This window comes from Micromonospora nigra (assembly GCF_900091585.1).
In the GTDB taxonomy this organism is placed as follows: Bacteria; Actinomycetota; Actinomycetes; order Mycobacteriales; family Micromonosporaceae; genus Micromonospora; species Micromonospora nigra.
Map to the genome: position 1 here is coordinate 4719159 of NZ_FMHT01000003.1, position 20076 is coordinate 4739234.

Consider the following 20076-nt stretch of genomic DNA (forward strand, 5'->3'; position numbering starts at 1 on the left):
GATCCGGTGACCACGGTCGACCAGCCGGTGGACGTGCTGCTCAGCGACGGCACCACCGTCCAACTGCGACCCATCGACCCGTCCGACGGGCCGGGCGTCGTGGCCATGCACTCCCGGTTCTCGGAGCGCACCCGTTACCTGCGCTACTTCTCGCCGTACCCGCGCATCCCGGAGCGCGACCTGCACCGGTTCGTCAACGTCGACCACCGCGACCGGGAGGCGTTGGTGGTGCTCGCCGGCGAGCAGATCGTCGCCGTCGGTCGCTACGAGCGGCTCGGCCCCGCGGCCCCCGACGCCGAGGTGGCGTTCGTGGTGGAGGACGCCTACCAGGGGCGGGGCATCGGCTCGGTGCTGCTGGAACACCTGGCCGACGCGGCCCGGCGGCACGGCATCGTGAACTTCGTGGCCGAGGTGCTGCCCGCCAACGGGACGATGCTGCGGGTCTTCTCCGACTTCGGCTACCAGGTGCAACGTCAGTTCGCCGACGGGGTGGTGCACCTGACGTTCCCCATCGCGCCCACCGAGGCGACGCTGGAGGTGCAGCGCGGTCGGGAACACCGCACGGAGGCCCGTTCGATCGCCCGGCTGCTCGCCCCGCGTGGCGTGGCCGTCTACGGGGCCAGCGCCACCGGGCAGGGCGTCGGCGCGGCCGTGCTGGGGCATCTGCGGGACGGCGGTTTCGCCGGGGCGGTGGTGCCCGTGCACCCGACCGCGTCGACGGTGGCCGGGTTGCCCGCGTACCCGTCGGCGGTCGACGCGGGGTCCCCGGTCGACCTGGCCGTGGTGTCGGTGCCGCCCCGTGCCGTGGAGGGGGTGGTCGCCGACGCGGCCGCCGCCGGGGCGCACGGCCTGGTGGTGATCTCCGCGGGCTTCGCCGAGGCCGGTGGGGAGGGGGCCGCCGCGCAGCGGGCGCTGGTCCGGGCGGCCCACGCGGCGGGCATGCGGGTGGTCGGCCCGAACTGTCTGGGGGTGGCCAACACCGATCCGTCGGTACGCCTCAACGCCACGCTCGCCCCTCGGCTGCCGGCGCCCGGCCGGGTGGGCATCTTCAGCCAGTCGGGCGCGTTCGGGGTGGCGTTGCTGGCCGAGGCGGACCGGCGCGGGCTGGGCCTGTCCAGCTTCGTCTCGGCCGGCAACCGGGCTGACGTGTCCGGCAACGACCTGTTGCAGTACTGGCAGGACGACCCCGGCACAGACGTGATCATGTTGTACCTGGAGACGTTCGGCAACCCGCGCAAGTTCGCCCGGCTGGCCCGGCGCATCGGCCGGGACAAGCCGGTGCTGGCGCTGGCCTCGTCCGCCCGACCGCCCGGGGCGGGACAGGTCGCCGGCCCCGACGAGGTGGCGGTGAGTGCCCTGTTCGCCCAGTCGGGGGTGATCCGGGTGGACACGGTGGGCGAACTGCTCGACGTCGGGGTGCTGCTGGCCCACCAGCCGCTGCCGGCGGGCGACCGGGTCGGTGTGGTCGGCAACTCCTCGGCGCTGTGCGGGCTCGCCGCCACCGCCTGTGCCGCCCAGGGCCTCACGGTCGCCGCCGGTTACCCGGTCGACGTGGGGCCCCGGGCCGGCGTCGCCGAGTACGCGGCCGCGCTCGCCGGGGCCGCCGCCGACGAGCGGGTGGACGCGCTCGTGGCCGTGTTCGCCCCGCCGCTGCCGGGGCAGCTCACCAGCGCCGAGGCCGACTTCACCGCCGCCCTGCCCGTCGCGTTCGCCGCCGGCAAGCCCACGGTGGCGACCTTCCTCGTCGGCCGCGCCCCGGCCGGGGTGCCCGCGTACCCCAGTGTGGAGGAGGCGGTGCGGGCCCTGGGCCGCGTCACCGCGTACGCCCGCTGGCTGCGCCGCCCCGCCGGGGTGCTGCCCGAGCTGCCCCGGGTCGACGCGGCGGCGGCGCAGGCCGCCCTGCGCCCCGAGTGCCTCGACCCGGCGGGGCTGCTCACGGCGTACGGCGTCGACGTGGTCGAGTCGGTGCCCGCCAGCTCGGCCGACGGGGCGGTCGAGGCCGCGTACGACCTGGGTTTCCCCGTGGCGTTGAAGGCCGCTGCCGCCGGCCTGCGACACCGGCTCGACCTGGGTGCCGTGCGCCTCGACCTGCCCGACGCGGCGACGGTGCGCCGGGCGTACGCGGAGATGGCGGCGGTCTTCGGCGCGGACGTGCTGGTGCAGCCGATGGTGCCCCCCGGGGTGGCCTGCGTGGTGGAGCTGGTGGAGGATCCGGCGTTCGGGCCGGTGGTCGGTTTCGGGTTGGGTGGGGTCGCCACGGAACTGCTCGGGGACCGGGCGTGGCGGGCGGTGCCGCTGACCGACCTGGACGCCGCCGAGCTGGTCGACGAGCCGCGGGCCGCGCCGTTGCTGCGGGGGCATCGGGGTGCCGCGCCGGTGGACCGGGCGGCGCTGACCGACCTGCTGCTGCGGGTGGGGCGGCTCGCCGACGAGCAGCCCCGGGTGCGGGCGTTGACGTTGAATCCGGTGCTGGCCCGGCCGGACGGCATCTCGGTGTTGCACGCGACCGTGCGGATCGGTTCGGTCGTCGACCGTCCCGACACGGGCCCCCGCCGCCTCTGACGGCCGCCGCGTGGAGCCGGCGACGCCGGGTTCGGGCGCGGCGTGCTCCGGCTGCCGGGTCAGGCCCGCTCGGAGATCTGCTGGACGGCCCAGGCGTTGCCGTCGGGGTCGGTGAAGAAGACGAAGCCCACGTTGTCCAGTGGGTCGGGCACGGGCCGCGGGTTCTTCCCGACGACCTGGATCTCGCTGACCTCGACGCCCCGGTCGACCAGTTCGGCCCGCGCCGCGCGCAGGTCCGGAACCACCAGCTGGAGGCCCTTGAGCGAGCCGGGAGGCATGTCCGGCACGGCCCCCTTGCCGATCACCACCGAGCAGCCGGAGCCGGGCGGGGTGAGCTGCACGATGCGGGTGTCGGCGTCGATCACGGTGTCATGGTCGACGGTGAAGCCGAGCCGGTCGGCGTAGAACGCCTTGGCCCGGTCCACGTCGGAGACGGGCACGATCACCACTTCCAGTGTCCAGTTCACCACGCCTGCCTAGTGGGACACCGCTGCGGGCACAAGGACCGACACGCGCGACGGCCCCGGCGAACCGCCGGGGCCGTCGCGGGCGGACGCGTCAGCAGGCGTACGCCTCCAACCGCTGGGCCCGCTCCGGGGCACGCAGCTTCAGCAGGGTGACCTTCTCGATCTGGCGGATCCGTTCCCGGGACAGACCGAACTCGCGGCCCACCTCGTCGAGGGTGCGCTGCCGGCCGTCGTCGAGGCCGAACCGCAGCCGGATCACGGCCTGCTCCCGCTGGGAGAGGGTGGCCAGCACGATGCTGACCTCGTTGCGCAGTTCTCCGTGCGCGGCGACCTCACCGGGTGCGGCTGCCGGGTCGACCGCGGCGACGAAGTCGCCGAGCGCGCTCTCCCCGTCCTCGCCGACCGCCTGGTCCAGGCTCACCGGCTCCCGGTCGTACGAGATCAGCTCGATCACCTGGAACTCGGGAACGTCCAACGCCCGGGCCACCTCCGCGACGGTCGGCTCCCGGCCCAGCGTCACCGACAGTTCCCGGCGGGCGCGGACCATCCGGTTGACCTGCTCGACCATGTGGACGGGGATGCGGATGGTGCGGGCCTGGTCGGCCATGGCGCGGGTGATGGCCTGGCGGATCCACCAGGTGGCGTAGGTGGAGAACTTGTAGCCCTTGGTGTAGTCGAACTTCTCGACGGCGCGGATCAGGCCGAGGTTGCCTTCCTGGATCAGGTCGAGGAAGGCCATGCCGCGTCCCGTGTACCGCTTGGCGATGCTGACCACCAGCCGCAGGTTCGCCTCCAGCAGGTGGTTCTTCGCGGCCCGCCCCTGCGCGGCGACGAGTTCGAGGTCGGCGCGCAGGCCGGCGGAGACCGGGGTGCAGGTGGTCAGCTTCTCCTCGGCGAACAGCCCGGCCTCGATCCGCTTGGCCAGGTCGACCTCCTGTGCCGCCGTCAGCAGCTTCGTGCGACCGATTCCGTTGAGGTATGCCCGGACCAGGTCGGTGGAGACGCCGCGCTCGTCGGTGGCGTCCAGGTCGGTCAGGGTGTCGGTGCCGAGCTCGGCCTCGGTGGTGCCGGCCGGGCGCATCCGGTGCTCCATCATCTGCAGGGCCATCTCTGTTCTCCCCGTGTCCACGTCTGTGCCGCGTCTTTGCCGGCCCAGTGGTGCCGGTATGACAGACAGCTTGGCGGTCCGGGCGTGAAACGGGAGTGAGGCGATCGCAGAGTTGACAGGAACTTGCGTCTTCGGGGCCGGCCCTGCGGCGCGGGCGGGCCCGCGGCGGGTCGGGCGGCGGCCCTTGTCAGGGGCGGATACCGTGCCAGCGGCCGGCCGACCGGGCCGGCGCGGACCGCCCGCACGGGCGGCCGGGTGAACGGACGACGGAGGAGTGATCGTGGTCTTCAAGCGGCTCATGCAGGCGATGGGCGTGGGCGGCCCGTCGGTGGAGACGGTGCTGGCCAACCCGAACTGCCGCCCAGGTGGCCAGTTGGAGGGCACCGTCCAGGTGGCCGGTGGCGACCACGCCGTCGACGTGACCTACGTGGCTCTCGGGCTGGTCACCCGGGTCGAGGTGGAGAGCGGCGACGACGACTACCAGACCACGCAGGAGTTCCACCGGCAGCACGCCACCGGCGCGTTCCGGTTGGAGGCGGGCCAGCGGTACGACATCCCGTTCCGCTTCGACGTGCCGTGGGAGACCCCGCTGACCGAGCTGTACGGGCAGCACCTGCACGGGATGACCATGGGTCTGCGCACCGAACTGGAGGTGGCGAAGGCCGTCGACAAGGGTGACCTGGACGCGGTCGCGGTGCATCCGTTGCCCGCCCAGGAACGGATCCTGGACGCGTTCCTGCGGTTGGGTTTCCGGTTCGCCCGCGCCGACGTCGAACGTGGCCACATCTACGGCGTACACCAGAGCCTGCCCTTCTACCAGGAGATCGAGTTCGCGCCCGCGCCGCAGTACGCCGGAGCGATCAACCAGCTGGAGGTCACCTTCGTGGCCGACCCGCAGCAGATGCAGGTGGTGCTGGAGCTGGACAAGCGCGGTGGCTTGCTCACCGAGGGCCGGGACACCTTCGGCCGGTTCACGGTGCAGCACGCCACGGCCGAGGGGACGGACTGGACGGCTCAGCTGGACGCCTGGCTGCGCCAGTCCCTCCAGCGCCGGGGACTGTTCGGCTGACGTCGTCCGACCCGCCCCGCCCGGCTCGACCCGGCGGGGCGGGTGAGGTGCTCAGAGGTCCAGCAGGAGGGTGCGGGGACCCACGTTGACGCTCTCCACCAGCATGTGGGCGCGGAAGCGGCCGGTCTCGACCGTCGCGCCGCGCTCCCGCAGCACCCGGACCACCTCGTCGACCAGGGGTTCGGCGATCTCGGCGGGGGCGGCGGCCGTCCAGCTCGGCCGGCGCCCCTTGCGGGCGTCGCCGTAGAGGGTGAACTGGCTGACCACCAGCAGCGGTGCGCCGCTGTCGGCGGCGGACCGCTGCTCGTCGAGGATGCGCAGTTCGTGCACCTTGCGGGCCATGGTGCGGGCGATGTCCACCGTGTCGGCGTGAGTCACCCCGAGCAGCACCAGCAACCCGTCGGTGATCGCGCCGACCACCTCGCCGTCGACCGTGACGCTCGCCCGCGCGACGGTCTGCACCACCGCCCGCATCAGCGCACCACCGCCCCGGCCCCCGTCACGCCCGCACCGGTTCGACGAAGCCGCGCTCGACCAGGTGCGCCACGATCGGGCCGGCGGCCTCCGCCAGCTCAGCCGGCGGGACGTCGTGTGCGGCGGCGAGCAACGCCAACTGGTCGCGCAGCGGCAACCGGCCGTCGGCGCCCCCTACCAGCGCCAGCACCAGCGGGTCGATCTCCTCGCTCCAGCGCAGCCCGTGCGGCATGGCCAGGACCTGCCGGTCCACCGCCCAACCCTCCTCGCCCATGGTCGCCTCCTGACGTAGCTGGAGCCCCTCGGCGGCCTGGTAGCGCGCGTCGAGCAGCTCGTCGGTGTCCCGGGCCCGCAGCCAGTCCTGACGGTCGAACCAGCCGGCGACCCGGTCGCCCATCGGCGCCTCCACCCGCTGGCGCAGCTCCTCCACCCGCACGGGCGGGTCGTCGTGGCCGGCCCGGCGCAGCGAGACGATGCCGAAACCGACCGCTTCCACTTTGTGCGCGTCGAACCAGTCCAGCCAGTCGGCCATCCGCCGGGGGTCGGCGGCCTCGCCGACGTCGGTGAGCCACAGGTTGACGTACGCCATCGGGTCGGCGACCTCGCGCTGGACGACCCAGGCGTCCAGGCCGGTGCCGGTGAACCAGCCCGCCACCCGCTCGTCCCAGTCCTCGCCGGTCACGTGCACCCAGTTGGCCAGGTACTGCATGGTGCCGCCCTCGGTGAGCAGGCCGGGGGCGGCGGCGGCCAGTTCGGCGCCGATGGCGTCACCGACCCGCCCCGAGTCGCGGTAGACGTGCGTGGTGGTGCCGGGGCCCACGACGAACGGCGGGTTGCTCACCACCAGGTCGAAGCGTCGGCCGGCGACGGGGGCGACCATGTCTCCGCGCAGCAGCTCCCAGTCCTGTCCGTTGAGGGCGGCGGTGGTGGCGGCGAAGCGCAGCGCCCGGGCGGACAGGTCGGTGGCGGTGACGTGGCGGGCGTGGGTGGCCAGGTGCAGGGCCTGTACGCCGGAGCCGGTGCCCAGGTCGAGCGCGGTGTCGACGGGACGTCGGACGGTGGCCCCGATCAGCGTCTGGGTCGCCCCGCCGATGCCGAGCACGTGTTCGGCGTGCAACGGCTGGCCCGGCCGGGCGCTGGCCGGTACGTCGGCGAGCACCCACCAGTCGTCGCCGTACGGTTCGAGGTCCAGACCCATGCGCAGCCCGTCGCTGTGCCGCTGGACCAGGCCGGCGGCGAGGGCGTCCTCGATCGACAGGGGCGCGAGCGCGGCGGCGACCGCGGCCTCCGGTTCGGTCTGCTCGCAGATGAACACCCTGATCAGGGTGGCGAGCGGGTCGCGGTCCCCGGTCGCGCGCAGCGCTGCCCGGAAGTCGTTGCGGGCGACTCCGCCGGTGGCCGGTGGCCCGAGCCGCAGGGCGATGCCGTTCGAGGTGAAGTTCGCTGCGACCAGCGCGGCCCGGAGCGCCTCCACCCCGGCGGGGGGCAGCAACATGTCGTGTTCGTCCACGGCTCCATCCTGCCTGGTGCACCTCGGCGGGGGGCACGCTCCCCCGTGACACCCGCCAGAATTCGAAGCCTATCGCTGTCATGTCCATCTATGTAGCGCTAGCATCTGATCCACGTTCATCGATGGAAGCGGTTCTCCGGGCCAGGAGTCCGGTGGGCACGCTCCGGTTATGGAGACACACGATGCGATCTGGGTCCACCGCACGGCGGCGCCTCGTCCGCGCGCTCGCCGTCGTCGCCGCCGCGGCAGTTGTCTCGGCGGCCAGCACGACCCCCGTCCTCGCCGCGCCCACCGGGGAGATCCGCGGCGAGTTCGCCCCGAACGCGATCAGCGGCAGCTACCTCGTCGTCCTGCGGAGCGAGGCGGTCGGCTCCGCCGGCACCTTCGCCGCCCGCACCTCGGTGCCGAACCGGGCCAACGCCCTGGTCAAGCGGTACGGCGGCAGCGTCGCCGACGTCTACAGCGCCGCGTTGACCGGCTTCGCCGCCACGATGAACGCCGGCCAGGCGAAGCGGCTCGCCGCCGACCCGGCTGTCGCGTACGTGGAGCAGGACCAGGTGGTCACCGTCCAGGGCACGCAGAGCAACCCGACCTGGGGGCTGGACCGCATCGACCAGCGCAACCTGCCGCTGAGCCGCAGCTTCACCTACCCGAACACGGCCTCGAACGTGCGGGCGTACATCATCGACACCGGCATCCGGACCAGCCACAGCCAGTTCGGCGGCTGGGCCACCTGGGGCACCAACACGGTGGACAGCAACAACACCGACTGCAACGGTCACGGCACGCACGTCGCCGGCACGGTCGGCGGCAGCACCCACGGGGTGGCCAAGCAGGTCCGCCTGGTGGCGGTGAAGGTGCTCAGCTGCTCCGGCAGCGGCAGCATCACCGGTGTGGTCAACGGCGTGAACTGGGTGACCGCCAACGCGGTCAAGCCGGCCGTGGCGAACATGAGCCTCGGCGGCGGGGCCAGCACCGCGCTCGACAACGCGGTGGCCAACTCGATCAACTCGGGCATCACGTACGCGCTGGCGGCCGGCAACTCCACCGCCAACGCCTGCAACACCTCGCCGGCCCGGACCCGGGCGGCGCTCACCGTCGGCTCCACCACCAGCACCGACGCCCGCTCGTCGTTCTCCAACTACGGCACCTGCCTGGACATCTTCGCCCCCGGGTCGAGCATCACGTCGGCCTGGCACACCAGCGACACCGCGACCAACACGATCAGCGGCACCTCGATGGCCGCGCCGCACGTGGCCGGCGCCGCCGCCCTCGTGCTCTCGGCCAACCCGTCCTACACCCCGGCCCAGGTCGGCAGCTACCTGACCGGCAACGCGACGACCGGCAAGGTGACCAACGCGGGCACCGGTTCACCGAACCGGCTGCTGTTCGTGGTCAACTGACCCGCGTTCCCAGCGCCTGACTTCCCAGCGGCCCGACTTTCCAGCGGCCCGGCGGGCGGGATCCACCCGCCCGCCGGGCCGCCGGCCGCAGACCACGGTGGCGCCAGCACGATCCGGATCTGGCGCGACGCGTCGGCCGTCGTCTCCGCCGAGGCGACCTACCCGACCCGCAGCTCCGCCGGCACGACCTGCCCGGAAGCGGAGGGGAACGCCCGAGCGCTGCCCACCACGTGCACGACGACGTCGCCGCCGACCGGCACCGGGACGGCGTCGTCGAGGATCCGGGCGGTGACCCGAGTGCCGTCCGCCAGCCGCAGCCCCACCAGCGCGTCGTGGCCGTGGAAGTCGTGCCGCAGCACCGTCGCCGGCACCGCGCCCGGCACCGGGTCGAGGCGGACCTGCTCGGGCCGGACCAGGACGGTCACCGGGCCGTCCGGCACCGCGCCGGAGATCGGCACCGGCCCGAGGGCGGTGCGCGCCGTGCCGGCCTCGGCGACGGCCGGCAGCAGCACGGCGTCGCCGACGAAGCTGGCCACCCACGCGTCCACGGGCTCCCGGTAGACGGTCGTGGGGTGCGCCGACTGCACCACCCGGCCGGCGCGCAGCACCACCACCCGGTCGGCGACGGACAACGCCTCACCCTGGTCGTGGGTGACCAGCACACCGGTGGCCCCGTCGGTGCGCAGCGCCTCCCGGACGTCGTGGCGCAGCCCGGCCCGCAACCCCGCGTCCAACGCGCTGAACGGTTCGTCGAGCAGCACCACCGACGGCCGGGGCGCCAGAGCCCGGGCCACCGCGACCCGCTGCTGCTGCCCGCCGGAGAGCTGGTGCGGCATCCGGTCGCCGTACCCGGCGAGGCCGACCAGGGCCAGCACCTCCTCGACCCGGTCGCCGCGCCGGGCGGCCCGGTCCAGGCCGTAGCCGACGTTGTCGGCGACGCTGAGGTGCGGGAACAACGCCCCCTCCTGGGGCACCACCGCGATCCGGCGGCGGTGCGCGGGCAGGTGCCGGCCGCCGCTGGCGACGGGTACACCGTCGATGCTGATCTCACCGGCGTCGACGCGTTCGAAGCCGGCGAGGCAGCGCAACAGTGTCGTCTTGCCACAGCCGGAGGGCCCGAGGACGGCGGTGAGCAGCCCGGACGGCACGGTGAGGTCCACCCCGGCCAGGGCGGTCACCGGGCCGTACCGCTTCACCACGCCGGTCAGCGTGACCTCGCTCATCAGCGGTCCTCCTTGTCGAGCAGGCCGCTGCGGGCCACCAGCAGCCAGGTGGGCAGTGCCGAGATGGCGACGAGCAACGCCGCGTACGGGGCCGCCGCCGCGTACGCGCCCACGGCCGTGCTGGTCCACAGCTCCGTGGCCAGGGTGTCCGTGCCGGTGGGCCGCAGCAGCAGGGTGGCGGGCAGTTCCTTCATGCCGGTCAGGAAGACCAGGGCCGCGCCCGCGCCGATTCCGGGCAGGGTCAGCGGCAGGGTGACCGTCCGCAGCACGGTCAACGGTCCCCGGCCCAGCGACCGGGCGACCTCCTCCAGGCCGGGCGGGGACTGGGCCGCGGCACCCGCCACCGCGCCGACGGCGAGGGGCAGGAAGAGCGTGGCGTAGGCCAGGGCCAGCAGCCACCGGGTCTGGTACAGCGGATACGCGACGGTGATCCCGAAGAAGATCAGGGACAGCCCGATCACCACGCCGGGCAGAGCGTGGGCCAGGTACGCCAGCCGGTCCAGCGCGGTGGCCAGCGGCCCGGCGGCGCGGGCGGTCAGCAGCCCCAGTGGCAACGCCAGAAGCATGGTCAACGCGGCGCCGGCCAGCGAGATGGTCAGCGAGTTGCCGGCGGCGGTGAGCACCTCGGGCAGCGCCCCGGGACGGGACACCCCGGTCGCGAGCCGCCGGGCCAGGCTGAGCGCGGGCACGCCGAGCGCGAGCGCGGCCACGCCGGCCAGCGCCGCCACGGCGGGCCAGCGGGCCACGCCGAGCCGCAGCCGCAGGGCAGGTCGACGGGCGCCGCCGAGGCGGGCGTACCGGGCCCCCCGACGGCGGGTGGCGGTCTCGCCGGTCAGCAGCAGCACGGTCAGCGCCACCAGCACACAGGACAGCACCAGTGCCCCGGTGCGGTCGAAGCCCAGGTCGAAGGCGACGAAGATGGCCCGGGTGAAGGTGTCGGCGCGCAGGATCGACACGGCACCGAAGTCGGAGAGCACGTAGAGCGCGACCAGCAGCGCGCCGGCTGCGGTGGCCGGGCGGATCTGCCGCAGGGTCACGGCGGTGAAGGTCTGCCACCCGGTGCGCCCCAGCGACCGCGAGACCTCCTCCTGGGCCGGGTCCGCGCCGCGCAGCGCCGCCGCGACGGGCAGCAGCACGTACGGGTACGAGCAGAGGGTCAGCACCAGGGCCGCCGGCCAGAAACCCTCCAGCCTGGGCGCGGCGGACACCCAGGCGAACGCGGCGATGTAGGTGGGCACGGCCAGCGGCAGCGCGGCGAGTACGGCGAAGGTGCGTCGGCCGGGCAGGTCGGTGCGGGTGACCAGGAACCCGGTGCCGACGCCGAGCAGCACACAGGCGGTGGTGACCACGGTGGCCAGGCCGAGGCTGCGCACGGCGAGCAGGCCGACGCGGGCGGTCCACAGTTCCGCGACGATCCGGTCGGTGCCGGCCTCGGCGGTGCGTACCGCGAGATAGGCCAGGGGGATCAGGGCCACGGCCACCGCGGCGGTCGAGGCGGCGAGCAGCGCGGGCCTCGGCGCCAGCCGTCGGGCCCGCCCGCGTACGCCGGACAGGGCCGACCCGGGACGGGACGGCCCTGCGGTGGTCGTGGGAGCGGTCAGGGCACCAGCCCCGAGTTCTTGATCATCGTGACGGTGGCGTCCAGCGTGTCCAGGTCGTTCAGGTCGATCGCCGGCACCTTCAGGTCGGCCAGCGGCGGCACGTACGCCGGGCCGGTGACGCCGGCCACGACCGGGTACTCGAACGTCTGCTCGGCGAAGTACTTCTGGGCCTCGGCACCGAGCAGGAAGTCGACGAACTTCTGCGCGTCGCCGTCGCCGGCGGAGCCCGTGAGCACGCCCACGCCCGCGACGTTCACCAGCGCGCCGGTGTCGCCGCCGGGGAAGAAGTGCAGCTTCGCCTTCATCTCCTGCGGGGTGGTGCCCTGCTCCTGGGCGATCTCGCCGAGGTAGTAGTGGTTGACCAGGCCCACCGGGACCGCGCCGCTGTTCACGTCCTCGACGATCTTGATGTTGTTCTCCCGGATCTGCGGGTCGTTGGCCTTCAGCCCGGCCAGGAACTGCTCGGCCTTCGCGTCGCCGTGCTGCACCCGGATCGCGGTGACGAACGCCTGGAACGAGGCGTTGGTCGGAGCGACTGCGACCTTGCCCTTCCAGGCCGGGCCGGTCAGGTCGAACACCGACGCGGGCAACTGGTCGGCCGGCACCAGGTCGGCGTGGTAGGTCAGCACCCGGGCGCGGGCGCTGACGCCCACCCACTGACCGTTGCCGGCCCGGTAGGTCTGCGGCACCTTCGCGAGGGTCGCCTCGGGCAGGGCGGCGAACATGTCCCGCTTGGCCACGGTGCCCAGCGCGCCCGCGTCCTGGGCGAGGAACACGTCGGCGGGGGACCGGTCGCCCTCCTCGACCAGCTGCGCGGCGAGCTGCGAGGTGCTGGCGTACCGGGGCCGGACGGTGATGCCGGTCTGCTCGGTGAACTTCTCCAGCAGTGGCTTGATCAGCTGCTCGTTGCGCCCACTGTAGACGGTGATCTGCTGGTCGTCGGGCTTGCCGGGGTCCGCGGCGCCGTCCTCGTCGGAGCCGCAGGCGACCAGCCCGAACGAGAGCAGGCTTGCGGCGAGCACAGCGGCGGCGCTGCGGCGGGTGACAGACACGGTGACCTCTCCTCCACGGTCGGACGACCGAGCCGAAGTTAGCACAGGCTAACCTCACCGCTAACGCGAGCCGGGCACAGGTCACAGCTCCCGGCCCCGCCCGTGCGGGGGTCGCGCCGGGGGGATCCGGTGTGCCGGCGGCGCCGGTCGTCGCCGAGCCGGCAGGATGGTGCCATGACGCTGTCGCTGCCCATCGAGCCCGCGGCCAACGACCTGCTGCACCGCGATCCGCTCGCCCTGCTGCTCGGGATGACCCTCGACCAGCAGGTGCCGATGGAGAAGGCGTTCTCCTCGCCGTACGTGCTGACCCGGCGGCTCGGTCACGACCTCGACGCCCGGGAGTTGGCCGCGTACGACCCGCAAGCCCTGGTCGAGATCTTCGCCCGCCCACCCGCCCTGCACCGGTTCCCGAAGGCCATGGCGGCCCGGGTGCAGGAGGTGTGCCGGGTGCTGGTGGAGCGCTACGACGGCGACGCGGCGCGGCTGTGGTCCGACGCGGCCGACGGTCGGGAGTTGCTGGCCCGCATCGGGGCGTTGCCCGGATTCGGCAGGCAGAAGGCGCAGATCCTGCTGGCGCTGCTCGGCAAGCGTTTCGACGTACGGCCCGACGGTTGGCGCGAGGCGGCCGGCGGCTACGGCGAGCCGGACGCGTACCGCTCCGTCGCCGATGTCACCGATAACGAGTCGCTGCGTCTCGTGCGGGAGTACAAACAGCAGGTGAAGGCGGCCGCGAGGGCGAACGCCGCCACGGACTGACGCTCCCGCTCCCAGGGGCGGTACGGGGGTGTGATGGCGGGCGAACGCGGCGCGGCGTTGCTGCGGCCGGCGGGCAGCCACCCCCGGGCCACCTTCCTGGAGCTGTTCTTCGACCTGGTGTTCGTCTTCGCGCTGACCCGGGTCTCCCAGCGGCTCATCGACGACATCGCCGGAGGGCCCTTCCTCCTCGGCGTCGTGCACACCCTGATGCTGCTCCTCGCGCTGTGGCTGGTCTGGTCGATCACCACCTGGGTGACCAGCCGGTACGAGCCGGATCGCCTGGTCATCCAGGGTGTCGTGGTCGGCACCATGTTCGGTGCCCTGGTGATGGCGGTGGCTCTGCCCAGGGCGTTCGAGGAACGGTCGGTGTGGTTCGCCGGTGCGTACCTGACCGTGATGATCGGCCGTCCGCTGGTCGTCGCGGCGGCCCTGGGCGGTCATCCGCGCCGGGAGGTGCCGCTGCGCCTCGCGGCCTGGGCGTCGGCCGGCGGGGTGCCCTGGCTGGTGGGCGCGTTCGGCCCCGAGGAGTTGCGCCTGCCGTTGTGGGTGGTGGCGCTGGCGGTCGACTCGACCGGGGCGCTGCTCGGCTGGCCGCTGCCCCGGTGGGGGCCGGCCCGCACGTCGGGCTGGCGGATCGCGGGGGAGCACCTCGCCGAGCGGTACCAGCAGATCTTCCTCATCTCGCTCGGCGAGACGATCCTGGTCATCGGCCTGACCTTCAGCGGCAGGGCGTTCTCGGGGCCGCACGCCGGGGCGTTCGCCGTGGCGTTCGTGACCACGGCCCTGCTGTGGCGGATCTACTTCCACCGGGCCGGTCACCTGCTCGCCGAGGCGTTGCGGCTGGCCCGCTCGCCGGGCCACCTGGGCGCCTCGGCCGGGCGCACCCACCTGTTCATCATCCTCGGGGTGCTGAGCACCGGCGTGGGCTACGAGTTGGTGATCGTCCACCCGTTCGGTCGGATCGACGCGACCTGGCTGGTCTTCATCGTCGGCGGGCCCGCCATCTTCCTGCTCGCGCGGGCCCGGTTCGAGTACGAGATCTTCAACCGGGTCTCGGTGTCCCGGGTGGTCGCGGTGCTGGTGCTCGCGCTGGTCGGCCCGGTGCTGGCGCTGGGCACGCCGATGCTCGCCCTGACGGTGGTCGCGGTGGTGCTGACCGGGGTGGCGGTGACGGACGCGGTGCGCAGCCGGGGCCGGCCACCCGAGCGGGCCGCCTCGCCGCTGGGGCGTACCGACAGCCCTCGCGGCAGGTTCAGCCCCTGAGTGCCGGTCAGACGGCGGGGGAGTGGGCCAGGCGTCGGCGGCGGCGCGTACCCGCTCGTAGGTCTCCAGCGGCAGCCGGACCGAGCGGCTGACCGTCGGGGTGCCGCTGTCGGGGGCCGGGTGGCGGCACCGCCGGGGTTCTCGCATCGCTGCGTCGAATCTCGTCGCTCACCCGGTGCGGGTGACAGGATGGGAACAACCCCGAGGAGGTCCGCGTGAAGCGTCAGGCGTACCAGCCGATCCTCATCACCGACGCCGCACGCAGCCAGGACGACCAGCTCACCAGTCGCCAGCGGCGGTACGTGGTGATGATGGGCGTCCGGGTCGCCTGCGTGATCGTCGGCGCGATCCTGGTCGGCGTCAAGGCCCCGCTGCTCTGGCTGTGGCTGCCGCTGGTCGGCCTGGGCATGATCCTCATTCCCTGGCTGGCGGTGCTGCTGGCCAACGACCGGCCGCCCAAGGAACAGCACCGCATGGCCGGCAAGATCGCTTCCCGGCGGCGCGACGAGGCCCCGCCGATGAGCCTGACCGCCGAGGAGCGCCCGCACCGCGTCATCGACGCCGAGCCCTGACCGTCCCACCGCCGGGCCCTGACCGTTCCGTCAACCCGTCGGCCGGGCCCCCAACTGGGAGACCGCCGAGGCGCCCAGGTCGCCGGCACGGGCCAGCACGACCTCGGGCCGCGCGCCAGCCAGCCAGGCCGCGAGCAGCCCGGCGGCGAACGCGTCGCCCGCCCCGGTCACGTCGACCACCGCCACCCGCCGGGCCGGCGCGTCGACGACCCGGCCGTCCCGCTGCACCCACACCGCGCCCGCCGCCCCCCGCTTCACCACGACCCGTCGCGCAGTGGCCGTCAGGGCCCGCCCCTGCGCCGCCGGGTCCAGCCCGCCGGCCAGGACCGTCGCCTCGTCCGCGTTCACCAGCAGCAGGTCGACGTCGCGTACCCAGGTCAGGAAGGCCGCCGAGCCCGCCCGCCGCAGCGGCGCCGTGGAGGCCGCGTCCACGCTGGTGGTGAGCCCGCGTCCGCGTGCCACGGCCAGCGCGTGCAGCCCGGCCGGTCGCGACGCGGCGTCCAGCAGGGTGTACGCGGACAGGTGCAGATGCCCCGCCTCGGGCGCGGCGGCGAACGCCGCGTCGACGTGCGCGTCGGTCAACCGCAGGTTCGCGCCCCGTTCGGTGATCATGGTCCGTTCCCGGTCGGTGGCCAGCACGATGACCGTGCCGGTCGACTGACCGGGGAGCCGGGCCACCGCGCAGTCCACCCCGGCGCGGGTCAGCTCGGCCACCCGGTCACGGCCGGCGTCGTCGGCGCCCACCGCCCCGACCAGCGTCACCGGCACCCCCTGGGCGGCCAGCCAGGCGGCGGTGTTGGCCGCCTGGCCGCCGCCGGTGAACCGGATCCGCGCCGGGGTGTCCGAGCCGACCGCCGGCGGCCCCGCCAGCACGGCCACCACATCGGTGATCACGTCGCCGACGACGAGGACGCGACCCGGCCCGGTCATGCCGAGGCGGCGCGGCGGGTGGCCGCCGCCACCGCGATCCGGGCGGCCAGGTCGGCGTTGCGCAGGATGATCCGCACGTTGACCGCGAGGCTCGCGCCCTCGGTCGTCGAGTGGAAGTGCGCCAGCAGGTACGGGGTCACCGCCTTGCCGGTCACCCCGTCGCGCTCCAGCAGGGCCAGCCCGTCGGCCAGCGTACGGTCGTGCAGGTCCCGGTCCAGTTGCTCGTCGACGGGCAGCGGGTTGGCCACGATCAGCCCGCCGGGGTGCACGCCGTGCTGCTCGCGGGCGGTCAGCACGTCGGCGGCCTGCTCGGGGGAGTCGACCTGCCAGTCCAGGTCGAAGCCGCCGTCGGTGACGAAGAAGCCGGGGAACCGGCGGGTGCGGTAGCCCACCACCTGAACGCCCAGGGTCTCCAGGCGCTCCAGGGTCGCGCCCACGTCGAGGATCGACTTGACCCCGGCGCACACCACCGCGATCGGCGTCCGGGCCAGGGTGACCAGGTCGGCCGACTCGTCGAAGCTCTGCGCGGCCTCCCGGTGCACGCCACCCAGACCGCCGGTGGCGAACACCGTGATCCCGGCCGCGGCGGCCACCGCGCTGGTGGCGGCGACCGTGGTGGCGCCGTCCGCGCCGGTCGCCGCCGCCACCGCGAGGTCGCGGACGGAGAGTTTCGTCACGCCATCGACGGTTGCCAGTCGACTCAGCTGAGCGTCGTCCAGGCCCACCACGAGCCGCCCGCCGACCATGCCGATGGTGGCCGGCACGGCACCCGCGTCCCGGACGGCCCGCTCGATCTCCCGGGCCACCCGCAGGTTGTCCGGCCGGGGCAGGCCGTGCGAGACGATGGTGCTCTCCAGGGCGACGACGGGACGACCGGCGCGCAGCGCCTCGGCGACCTCGGAACCGTAGTGAAGGTGAAAGGTGGTCACGGTGGTCACCGTACGCCCGCCGGCCCGGCGGCCTCAGGTGGACCGGAACCGGGTGACCTGCCAAACTTGCGGGTTGGAGGTGCAGACGTGAGCGCACAGGTTCTCGAGCGTCCGGAGCTGAAGGACGCCGACACCGGTCCCGAGATGTTCCACTACGTCCGGAAGGAGAAGATCGCCGAGAGTGCCGTCATGGGCACCTTCGTCGTGGCCCTCTGCGGCGAGACCTTCCCGGTCACGAAGACCCCGAAACCGGGCTCGCCGGTCTGCCCGAAGTGCAAGGAGATCTACGACTCCTACAAGCAGTGAGCCGGGGCGGCCCGCGCGGTCGCCTGCGTAGCCTGCGGCGGTGACCACCTCCACCGCCCTGCTCCTCGCCGACCTCACCGGCGTGGCGGTCTTCGCCGCCTCCGGTGCCTCCGCCGCGGTGGTCAAGCGGCTGGACCTCTTCGGCGTCGTCTTCGTCGGGTTCGTCGCCGCCCTCGGCGGTGGGATCCTGCGGGACCTGGTGATCGACGAGGTGCCGCCGTTGGCCTTCGCCGACTGGCGGTACGTGACGACCGCCGCCGTGACCGCCGGCGCGGTGTTCTGGCTGCACCCCCAACTGGCGAGGTTGCGCACCTGCGTGCTGGTGCTGGACGCCGCCGGCCTCGGCCTGTTCACCGTCACCGGCACCCTCAAGGCCCTCGACGCCCAGGTGCCGGCGGTCGGCGCCTGTCTCGTCGGCATGCTCACCGCCATCGGTGGTGGCCTCGCCCGGGACCTGCTCACCGCCGAGATCCCCGTGGTGCTGCGCAGCGAGATCTACGCGGTCGCCGCGCTCGTCGGCGCGGTGCTGGTGACGGTGCTGGAGGCGTTCGGGCACGCCGACGCGACCGGGCTGACGGTGGCGGCGGCCTTCGTGTTCCTGGTCCGGCTGGTGGCACTACGCCGCCGCTGGTCCGTGCCCGTGCCGACGTGACCACCCGCTCGACGGATCCCGGTGCGTGGCGCCCGGGGCGGGTGGGGGGCGTGGCGTCGGTGGGGGCGCAGAGCGGCGCTGGTTATGCTGGGGCGGCCTTCGCGGCACCTTCTGCGCGGAGGCGTTTTCATGGGCGGCGCCAACCCGTGGCCCAGCCCCGGCCCGCAGTGTGCGGTCGACGATTCGTGCGGTCGGAGAGGAGCCAACGCATGGCAGCCCGGACGCCGACGCTCGACACGTTCCCGGCCCTGCGGGCCTGGCAACGCAAGGCCCTGGTGGAGTACCTCCGCCGACGCAGCGAGGACTTCACCGCGGTCGCCACCCCCGGCGCCGGCAAGACCACCTTCGCGCTGCGGATCGCGGCCGAGCTGCTCGCCGACGGGACCGTCGAGGCCGTCACGGTCGTGGCGCCCACCGAGCACCTCAAGACCCAGTGGGCCGCCTCGGCGGCGCGGGTGGGCATTCAGCTCGACTCGGCCTTCCGCAACGCCGACCTGCACTCCTCGGCGGACTTCCACGGGGCCGTGGTCACCTACGCCCAGGTCGGCATGGCGCCCCAGGTGCACCGGCGACGCACCATGACCCGCCGCACCCTGGTCATCCTGGACGAGATCCACCACGCGGGCGACTCCCGCACCTGGGGCGACGGAGTGAAGGCGGCATTCGAACCCGCGGTACGCCGCCTCATGCTCACCGGGACCCCGTTCCGCTCCGACGACAACCCCATCCCGTTCGTCACCTACGAGCGGGGCGGGGACGGGCTGCTGCGCTCCCGCGCCGACTCCGTGTACGGCTACGCCGACGCGCTGCGCGAGGGCGTGGTGCGGCCGGTGCTGTTCCTGGCGTACTCCGGGGAGACCCGTTGGCGGACCAACGCGGGGGAGGAACTGGCGGCCCGGCTGGGCGAGCCCATGACGCAGGATCTCGTCGCGCAGGCCTGGCGGACCGCACTCGACCCGGCCGGGGACTGGATGCCGCAGGTGCTGCGCGCCGCCGACGCCCGACTCAGCGTGCTCCGCGACGCCGGCATGCCCGACGCCGGCGGGCTGGTCATCGCCAGCGACCAGCAGACCGCCCGCTCGTACGCCAAGCTCATCGAGCAGTTGACGGGCGAACGGGCGGCTGTGGTGCTCTCCGACGACGTCGGGGCCTCCGCCCGGATCGCCGCGTTCGCCGAGTCACAGCAGCGCTGGCTGGTGGCGGTGCGGATGGTCTCGGAGGGCGTCGACATTCCCCGGCTGGCCGTCGGGGTGTACGCCACCAGTGCCAGCACCCCGCTGTACTTCGCCCAGGCGATCGGCCGGTTCGTGCGTGCCCGACGGCCCGGGGAGACCGCGTCGGTCTTCCTGCCGAGCGTGCCGCACCTGCTCGGCCTGGCCAGCGAGATGGAGGCCGAACGCGACCACGTGCTCGGCAAGCCGAAGGACCGCGAGGGCTTCGACGACGATCTGCTGGAACGCGCCCAGCGTGACGATCAGGCCAGCGGTGAGCTGGAGAAGCGGTTCGCGGCGCTGTCGGCCACCGCCGAGCTGGACCAGGTGATCTTCGACGGTGCCTCCTTCGGCACCGCGGCCCAGGCGGGCACCCCCGAGGAGGAGGAGTACCTCGGCCTTCCCGGCCTGCTCACCGCCGACCAGGTGGCGATGCTGCTCAGCAAGCGGCAGGCCGAGCAGCTCGCGGCGCAGCGTCGGCGGGTGACCGACCGGGCCGCCGGCGAGGCGGCGTCCGCCCCGGTGCAGGCACCGCCCGCGCCGATGAGTGCCGCCCAGCGTCGCGTGGCGCTGCGTCGTCAGCTCAACGCCCTGGTGGCCGCGCGGCACCATCGGACCGGCCAACCGCACGGCAAGATCCACGCGGAGCTGCGCCGGTTGTGTGGCGGCCCGCCGAGCGCCCAGGCCACCATCGAGCAACTCGAAGAGCGCATCGCCACCGTCCAGACGCTCTGACGGCGGGCCGGAGGGTCCGGGTCCGCGGTTCCCGTGGTGCAGCCAGGTCGCCCGGCTGGGCCGACGGTGAGCGCTGCCGGCCGTGGGATGCCCCTACCGGCCCGCTGGGCGCCCGGTGGGGCCACCGGGTGGCTTCACACTCCCGGCGGGCCACAGCGGGCTCCTGCGGGCCACAGCGGGCCACAGCGGGATCCTGCGGGCTTCTGGCGGCCGCACAGCGGTCGCCGGGGCCCGCCGCTGTGCGGGGCCGTCC

18 protein-coding genes are annotated in these 20076 nt (G+C 73.9%); 9 read left to right on the forward strand and 9 right to left on the reverse strand.

Annotated features, from left to right (window positions below):
* Nucleotides 1–6 precede the first annotated feature (6 nt).
* A complete protein-coding gene (locus tag GA0070616_RS20530; protein WP_091085569.1) occupies nucleotides 7–2562 on the forward strand; it encodes a bifunctional acetate--CoA ligase family protein/GNAT family N-acetyltransferase in 2556 nt (851 codons plus the stop codon).
* A gap of 59 nt (nucleotides 2563–2621) precedes the next feature.
* On the opposite strand, the gene GA0070616_RS20535 is transcribed toward GA0070616_RS20530, so the two are convergent.
* Together GA0070616_RS20535 and sigB are read right to left on the reverse strand one after the other, a co-directional pair.
* On the reverse strand, nucleotides 2622–3029 hold the full coding sequence (locus tag GA0070616_RS20535) for a VOC family protein (protein WP_091091229.1): 408 nt from the start codon (nucleotides 3027–3029) through the stop codon (nucleotides 2622–2624).
* Between the two features lie 91 nt (nucleotides 3030–3120).
* A complete protein-coding gene (gene sigB / locus GA0070616_RS20540; protein ID WP_425412964.1) occupies nucleotides 3121–4137 on the reverse strand; it encodes an RNA polymerase sigma factor SigB in 1017 nt (338 codons plus the stop codon).
* A 280-nt stretch (nucleotides 4138–4417) separates the two neighbouring features.
* Between sigB and GA0070616_RS20545 the strand changes: the two genes are divergently transcribed.
* A complete protein-coding gene (locus GA0070616_RS20545) occupies nucleotides 4418–5206 on the forward strand; it encodes a sporulation protein (protein ID WP_091091236.1) in 789 nt (262 codons plus the stop codon).
* A gap of 51 nt (nucleotides 5207–5257) precedes the next feature.
* Here GA0070616_RS20545 and dtd read toward each other — a convergent pair whose 3' ends face one another.
* Both dtd and GA0070616_RS20555 read right to left on the reverse strand, forming a co-directional pair.
* Complete coding sequence (gene dtd / locus GA0070616_RS20550; protein WP_091085573.1) at nucleotides 5258–5680, reverse strand: D-aminoacyl-tRNA deacylase; 423 nt, start codon at nucleotides 5678–5680, stop codon at nucleotides 5258–5260.
* Between the two features lie 25 nt (nucleotides 5681–5705).
* The gene (locus GA0070616_RS20555; RefSeq protein ID WP_175440145.1) at nucleotides 5706–7190 is read right to left on the reverse strand and encodes a DUF7782 domain-containing protein; all 1485 of its coding nucleotides are present in this window, start codon (nucleotides 7188–7190) and stop codon (nucleotides 5706–5708) included.
* Nucleotides 7191–7372: 182 nt separating this feature from the next.
* Between GA0070616_RS20555 and GA0070616_RS20560 the strand changes: the two genes are divergently transcribed.
* Nucleotides 7373–8593, forward strand: a complete 1221-nt coding sequence (locus GA0070616_RS20560) for a S8 family peptidase (protein WP_091085576.1) — start codon at nucleotides 7373–7375, stop codon at nucleotides 8591–8593.
* A 158-nt stretch (nucleotides 8594–8751) separates the two neighbouring features.
* On the opposite strand, the gene GA0070616_RS20565 is transcribed toward GA0070616_RS20560, so the two are convergent.
* From GA0070616_RS20565 to GA0070616_RS20575, 3 genes are read right to left on the reverse strand one after another with little or no spacing between them, the layout of a single operon-like run.
* Nucleotides 8752–9816, reverse strand: coding sequence for an ABC transporter ATP-binding protein (locus tag GA0070616_RS20565; protein WP_091085579.1), 1065 nt, complete (start codon nucleotides 9814–9816; stop codon nucleotides 8752–8754).
* Nucleotides 9816–11369, reverse strand: a complete 1554-nt coding sequence (locus GA0070616_RS20570; RefSeq protein WP_091091242.1) for an ABC transporter permease — start codon at nucleotides 11367–11369, stop codon at nucleotides 9816–9818. The genes GA0070616_RS20565 and GA0070616_RS20570 overlap by 1 nt, the downstream gene beginning before the upstream one ends.
* 44 nt (nucleotides 11370–11413) lie before the next feature.
* Nucleotides 11414–12469, reverse strand: coding sequence for an iron ABC transporter substrate-binding protein (locus GA0070616_RS20575; protein WP_091085583.1), 1056 nt, complete (start codon nucleotides 12467–12469; stop codon nucleotides 11414–11416).
* Nucleotides 12470–12643: 174 nt separating this feature from the next.
* Between GA0070616_RS20575 and GA0070616_RS20580 the strand changes: the two genes are divergently transcribed.
* The 3 genes from GA0070616_RS20580 (at nucleotide 12644) to GA0070616_RS20590 (ending at nucleotide 15060) form a co-directional block, all read left to right on the forward strand.
* Nucleotides 12644–13225 carry an HhH-GPD-type base excision DNA repair protein gene (locus GA0070616_RS20580; protein ID WP_091085588.1) on the forward strand — a complete coding sequence of 194 codons (582 nt, stop codon included), beginning with the start codon at nucleotides 12644–12646 and terminating at the stop codon, nucleotides 13223–13225.
* A gap of 33 nt (nucleotides 13226–13258) precedes the next feature.
* Nucleotides 13259–14488 (forward strand): low temperature requirement protein A, encoded by a 1230-nt coding sequence (locus GA0070616_RS20585; RefSeq protein ID WP_091091246.1) that lies wholly within the window; start codon nucleotides 13259–13261, stop codon nucleotides 14486–14488.
* Nucleotides 14489–14703: 215 nt separating this feature from the next.
* Entirely contained in the window at nucleotides 14704–15060 is a 357-nt protein-coding gene (locus GA0070616_RS20590; protein ID WP_091085591.1) for a DUF3099 domain-containing protein, read from the forward strand.
* A 30-nt stretch (nucleotides 15061–15090) separates the two neighbouring features.
* Here GA0070616_RS20590 and GA0070616_RS20595 read toward each other — a convergent pair whose 3' ends face one another.
* Together GA0070616_RS20595 and GA0070616_RS20600 are read right to left on the reverse strand one after the other, a co-directional pair.
* Nucleotides 15091–15990, reverse strand: coding sequence for a carbohydrate kinase family protein (locus GA0070616_RS20595; RefSeq protein WP_091085595.1), 900 nt, complete (start codon nucleotides 15988–15990; stop codon nucleotides 15091–15093).
* A complete protein-coding gene (locus GA0070616_RS20600; protein WP_091091250.1) occupies nucleotides 15987–16919 on the reverse strand; it encodes a pseudouridine-5'-phosphate glycosidase in 933 nt (310 codons plus the stop codon). Before GA0070616_RS20600 ends, GA0070616_RS20595 begins: the two co-directional genes overlap by 4 nt.
* An 87-nt stretch (nucleotides 16920–17006) precedes the next feature.
* On the opposite strand from GA0070616_RS20600, the gene GA0070616_RS20605 reads away from it, so the two are divergent.
* The 3 genes from GA0070616_RS20605 (at nucleotide 17007) to GA0070616_RS20615 (ending at nucleotide 19823) form a co-directional block, all read left to right on the forward strand.
* Nucleotides 17007–17225, forward strand: coding sequence for a DUF3039 domain-containing protein (locus GA0070616_RS20605; protein ID WP_091085599.1), 219 nt, complete (start codon nucleotides 17007–17009; stop codon nucleotides 17223–17225).
* Between the two features lie 40 nt (nucleotides 17226–17265).
* The gene (locus GA0070616_RS20610) at nucleotides 17266–17877 is read left to right on the forward strand and encodes a trimeric intracellular cation channel family protein (protein ID WP_091085602.1); all 612 of its coding nucleotides are present in this window, start codon (nucleotides 17266–17268) and stop codon (nucleotides 17875–17877) included.
* A gap of 209 nt (nucleotides 17878–18086) precedes the next feature.
* The gene (locus GA0070616_RS20615) at nucleotides 18087–19823 is read left to right on the forward strand and encodes a DEAD/DEAH box helicase (protein ID WP_091085605.1); all 1737 of its coding nucleotides are present in this window, start codon (nucleotides 18087–18089) and stop codon (nucleotides 19821–19823) included.
* Nucleotides 19824–20076: the final 253 nt, after the last annotated feature.

Excerpts from the sequence above, each read along its gene's own strand:
- sigB (WP_425412964.1), bottom strand. The coding sequence starts at position 4,137 with ATGGCCCTGCAGATGATGGAGCACCGGATGCGCCCGGCCGGCACCACC.
- dtd (WP_091085573.1), bottom strand. The coding sequence starts at position 5,680 with ATGCGGGCGGTGGTGCAGACCGTCGCGCGGGCGAGCGTCACGGTCGAC.
- GA0070616_RS20560 (WP_091085576.1), top strand. The coding sequence starts at position 7,373 with ATGCGATCTGGGTCCACCGCACGGCGGCGCCTCGTCCGCGCGCTCGCC.
- GA0070616_RS20565 (WP_091085579.1), bottom strand. The coding sequence starts at position 9,816 with ATGAGCGAGGTCACGCTGACCGGCGTGGTGAAGCGGTACGGCCCGGTG.
- GA0070616_RS20580 (WP_091085588.1), top strand. The coding sequence starts at position 12,644 with ATGACGCTGTCGCTGCCCATCGAGCCCGCGGCCAACGACCTGCTGCAC.
- GA0070616_RS20585 (WP_091091246.1), top strand. The coding sequence starts at position 13,259 with ATGGCGGGCGAACGCGGCGCGGCGTTGCTGCGGCCGGCGGGCAGCCAC.
- GA0070616_RS20595 (WP_091085595.1), bottom strand. The coding sequence starts at position 15,990 with ATGACCGGGCCGGGTCGCGTCCTCGTCGTCGGCGACGTGATCACCGAT.
- GA0070616_RS20615 (WP_091085605.1), top strand. The coding sequence starts at position 18,087 with ATGGCAGCCCGGACGCCGACGCTCGACACGTTCCCGGCCCTGCGGGCC.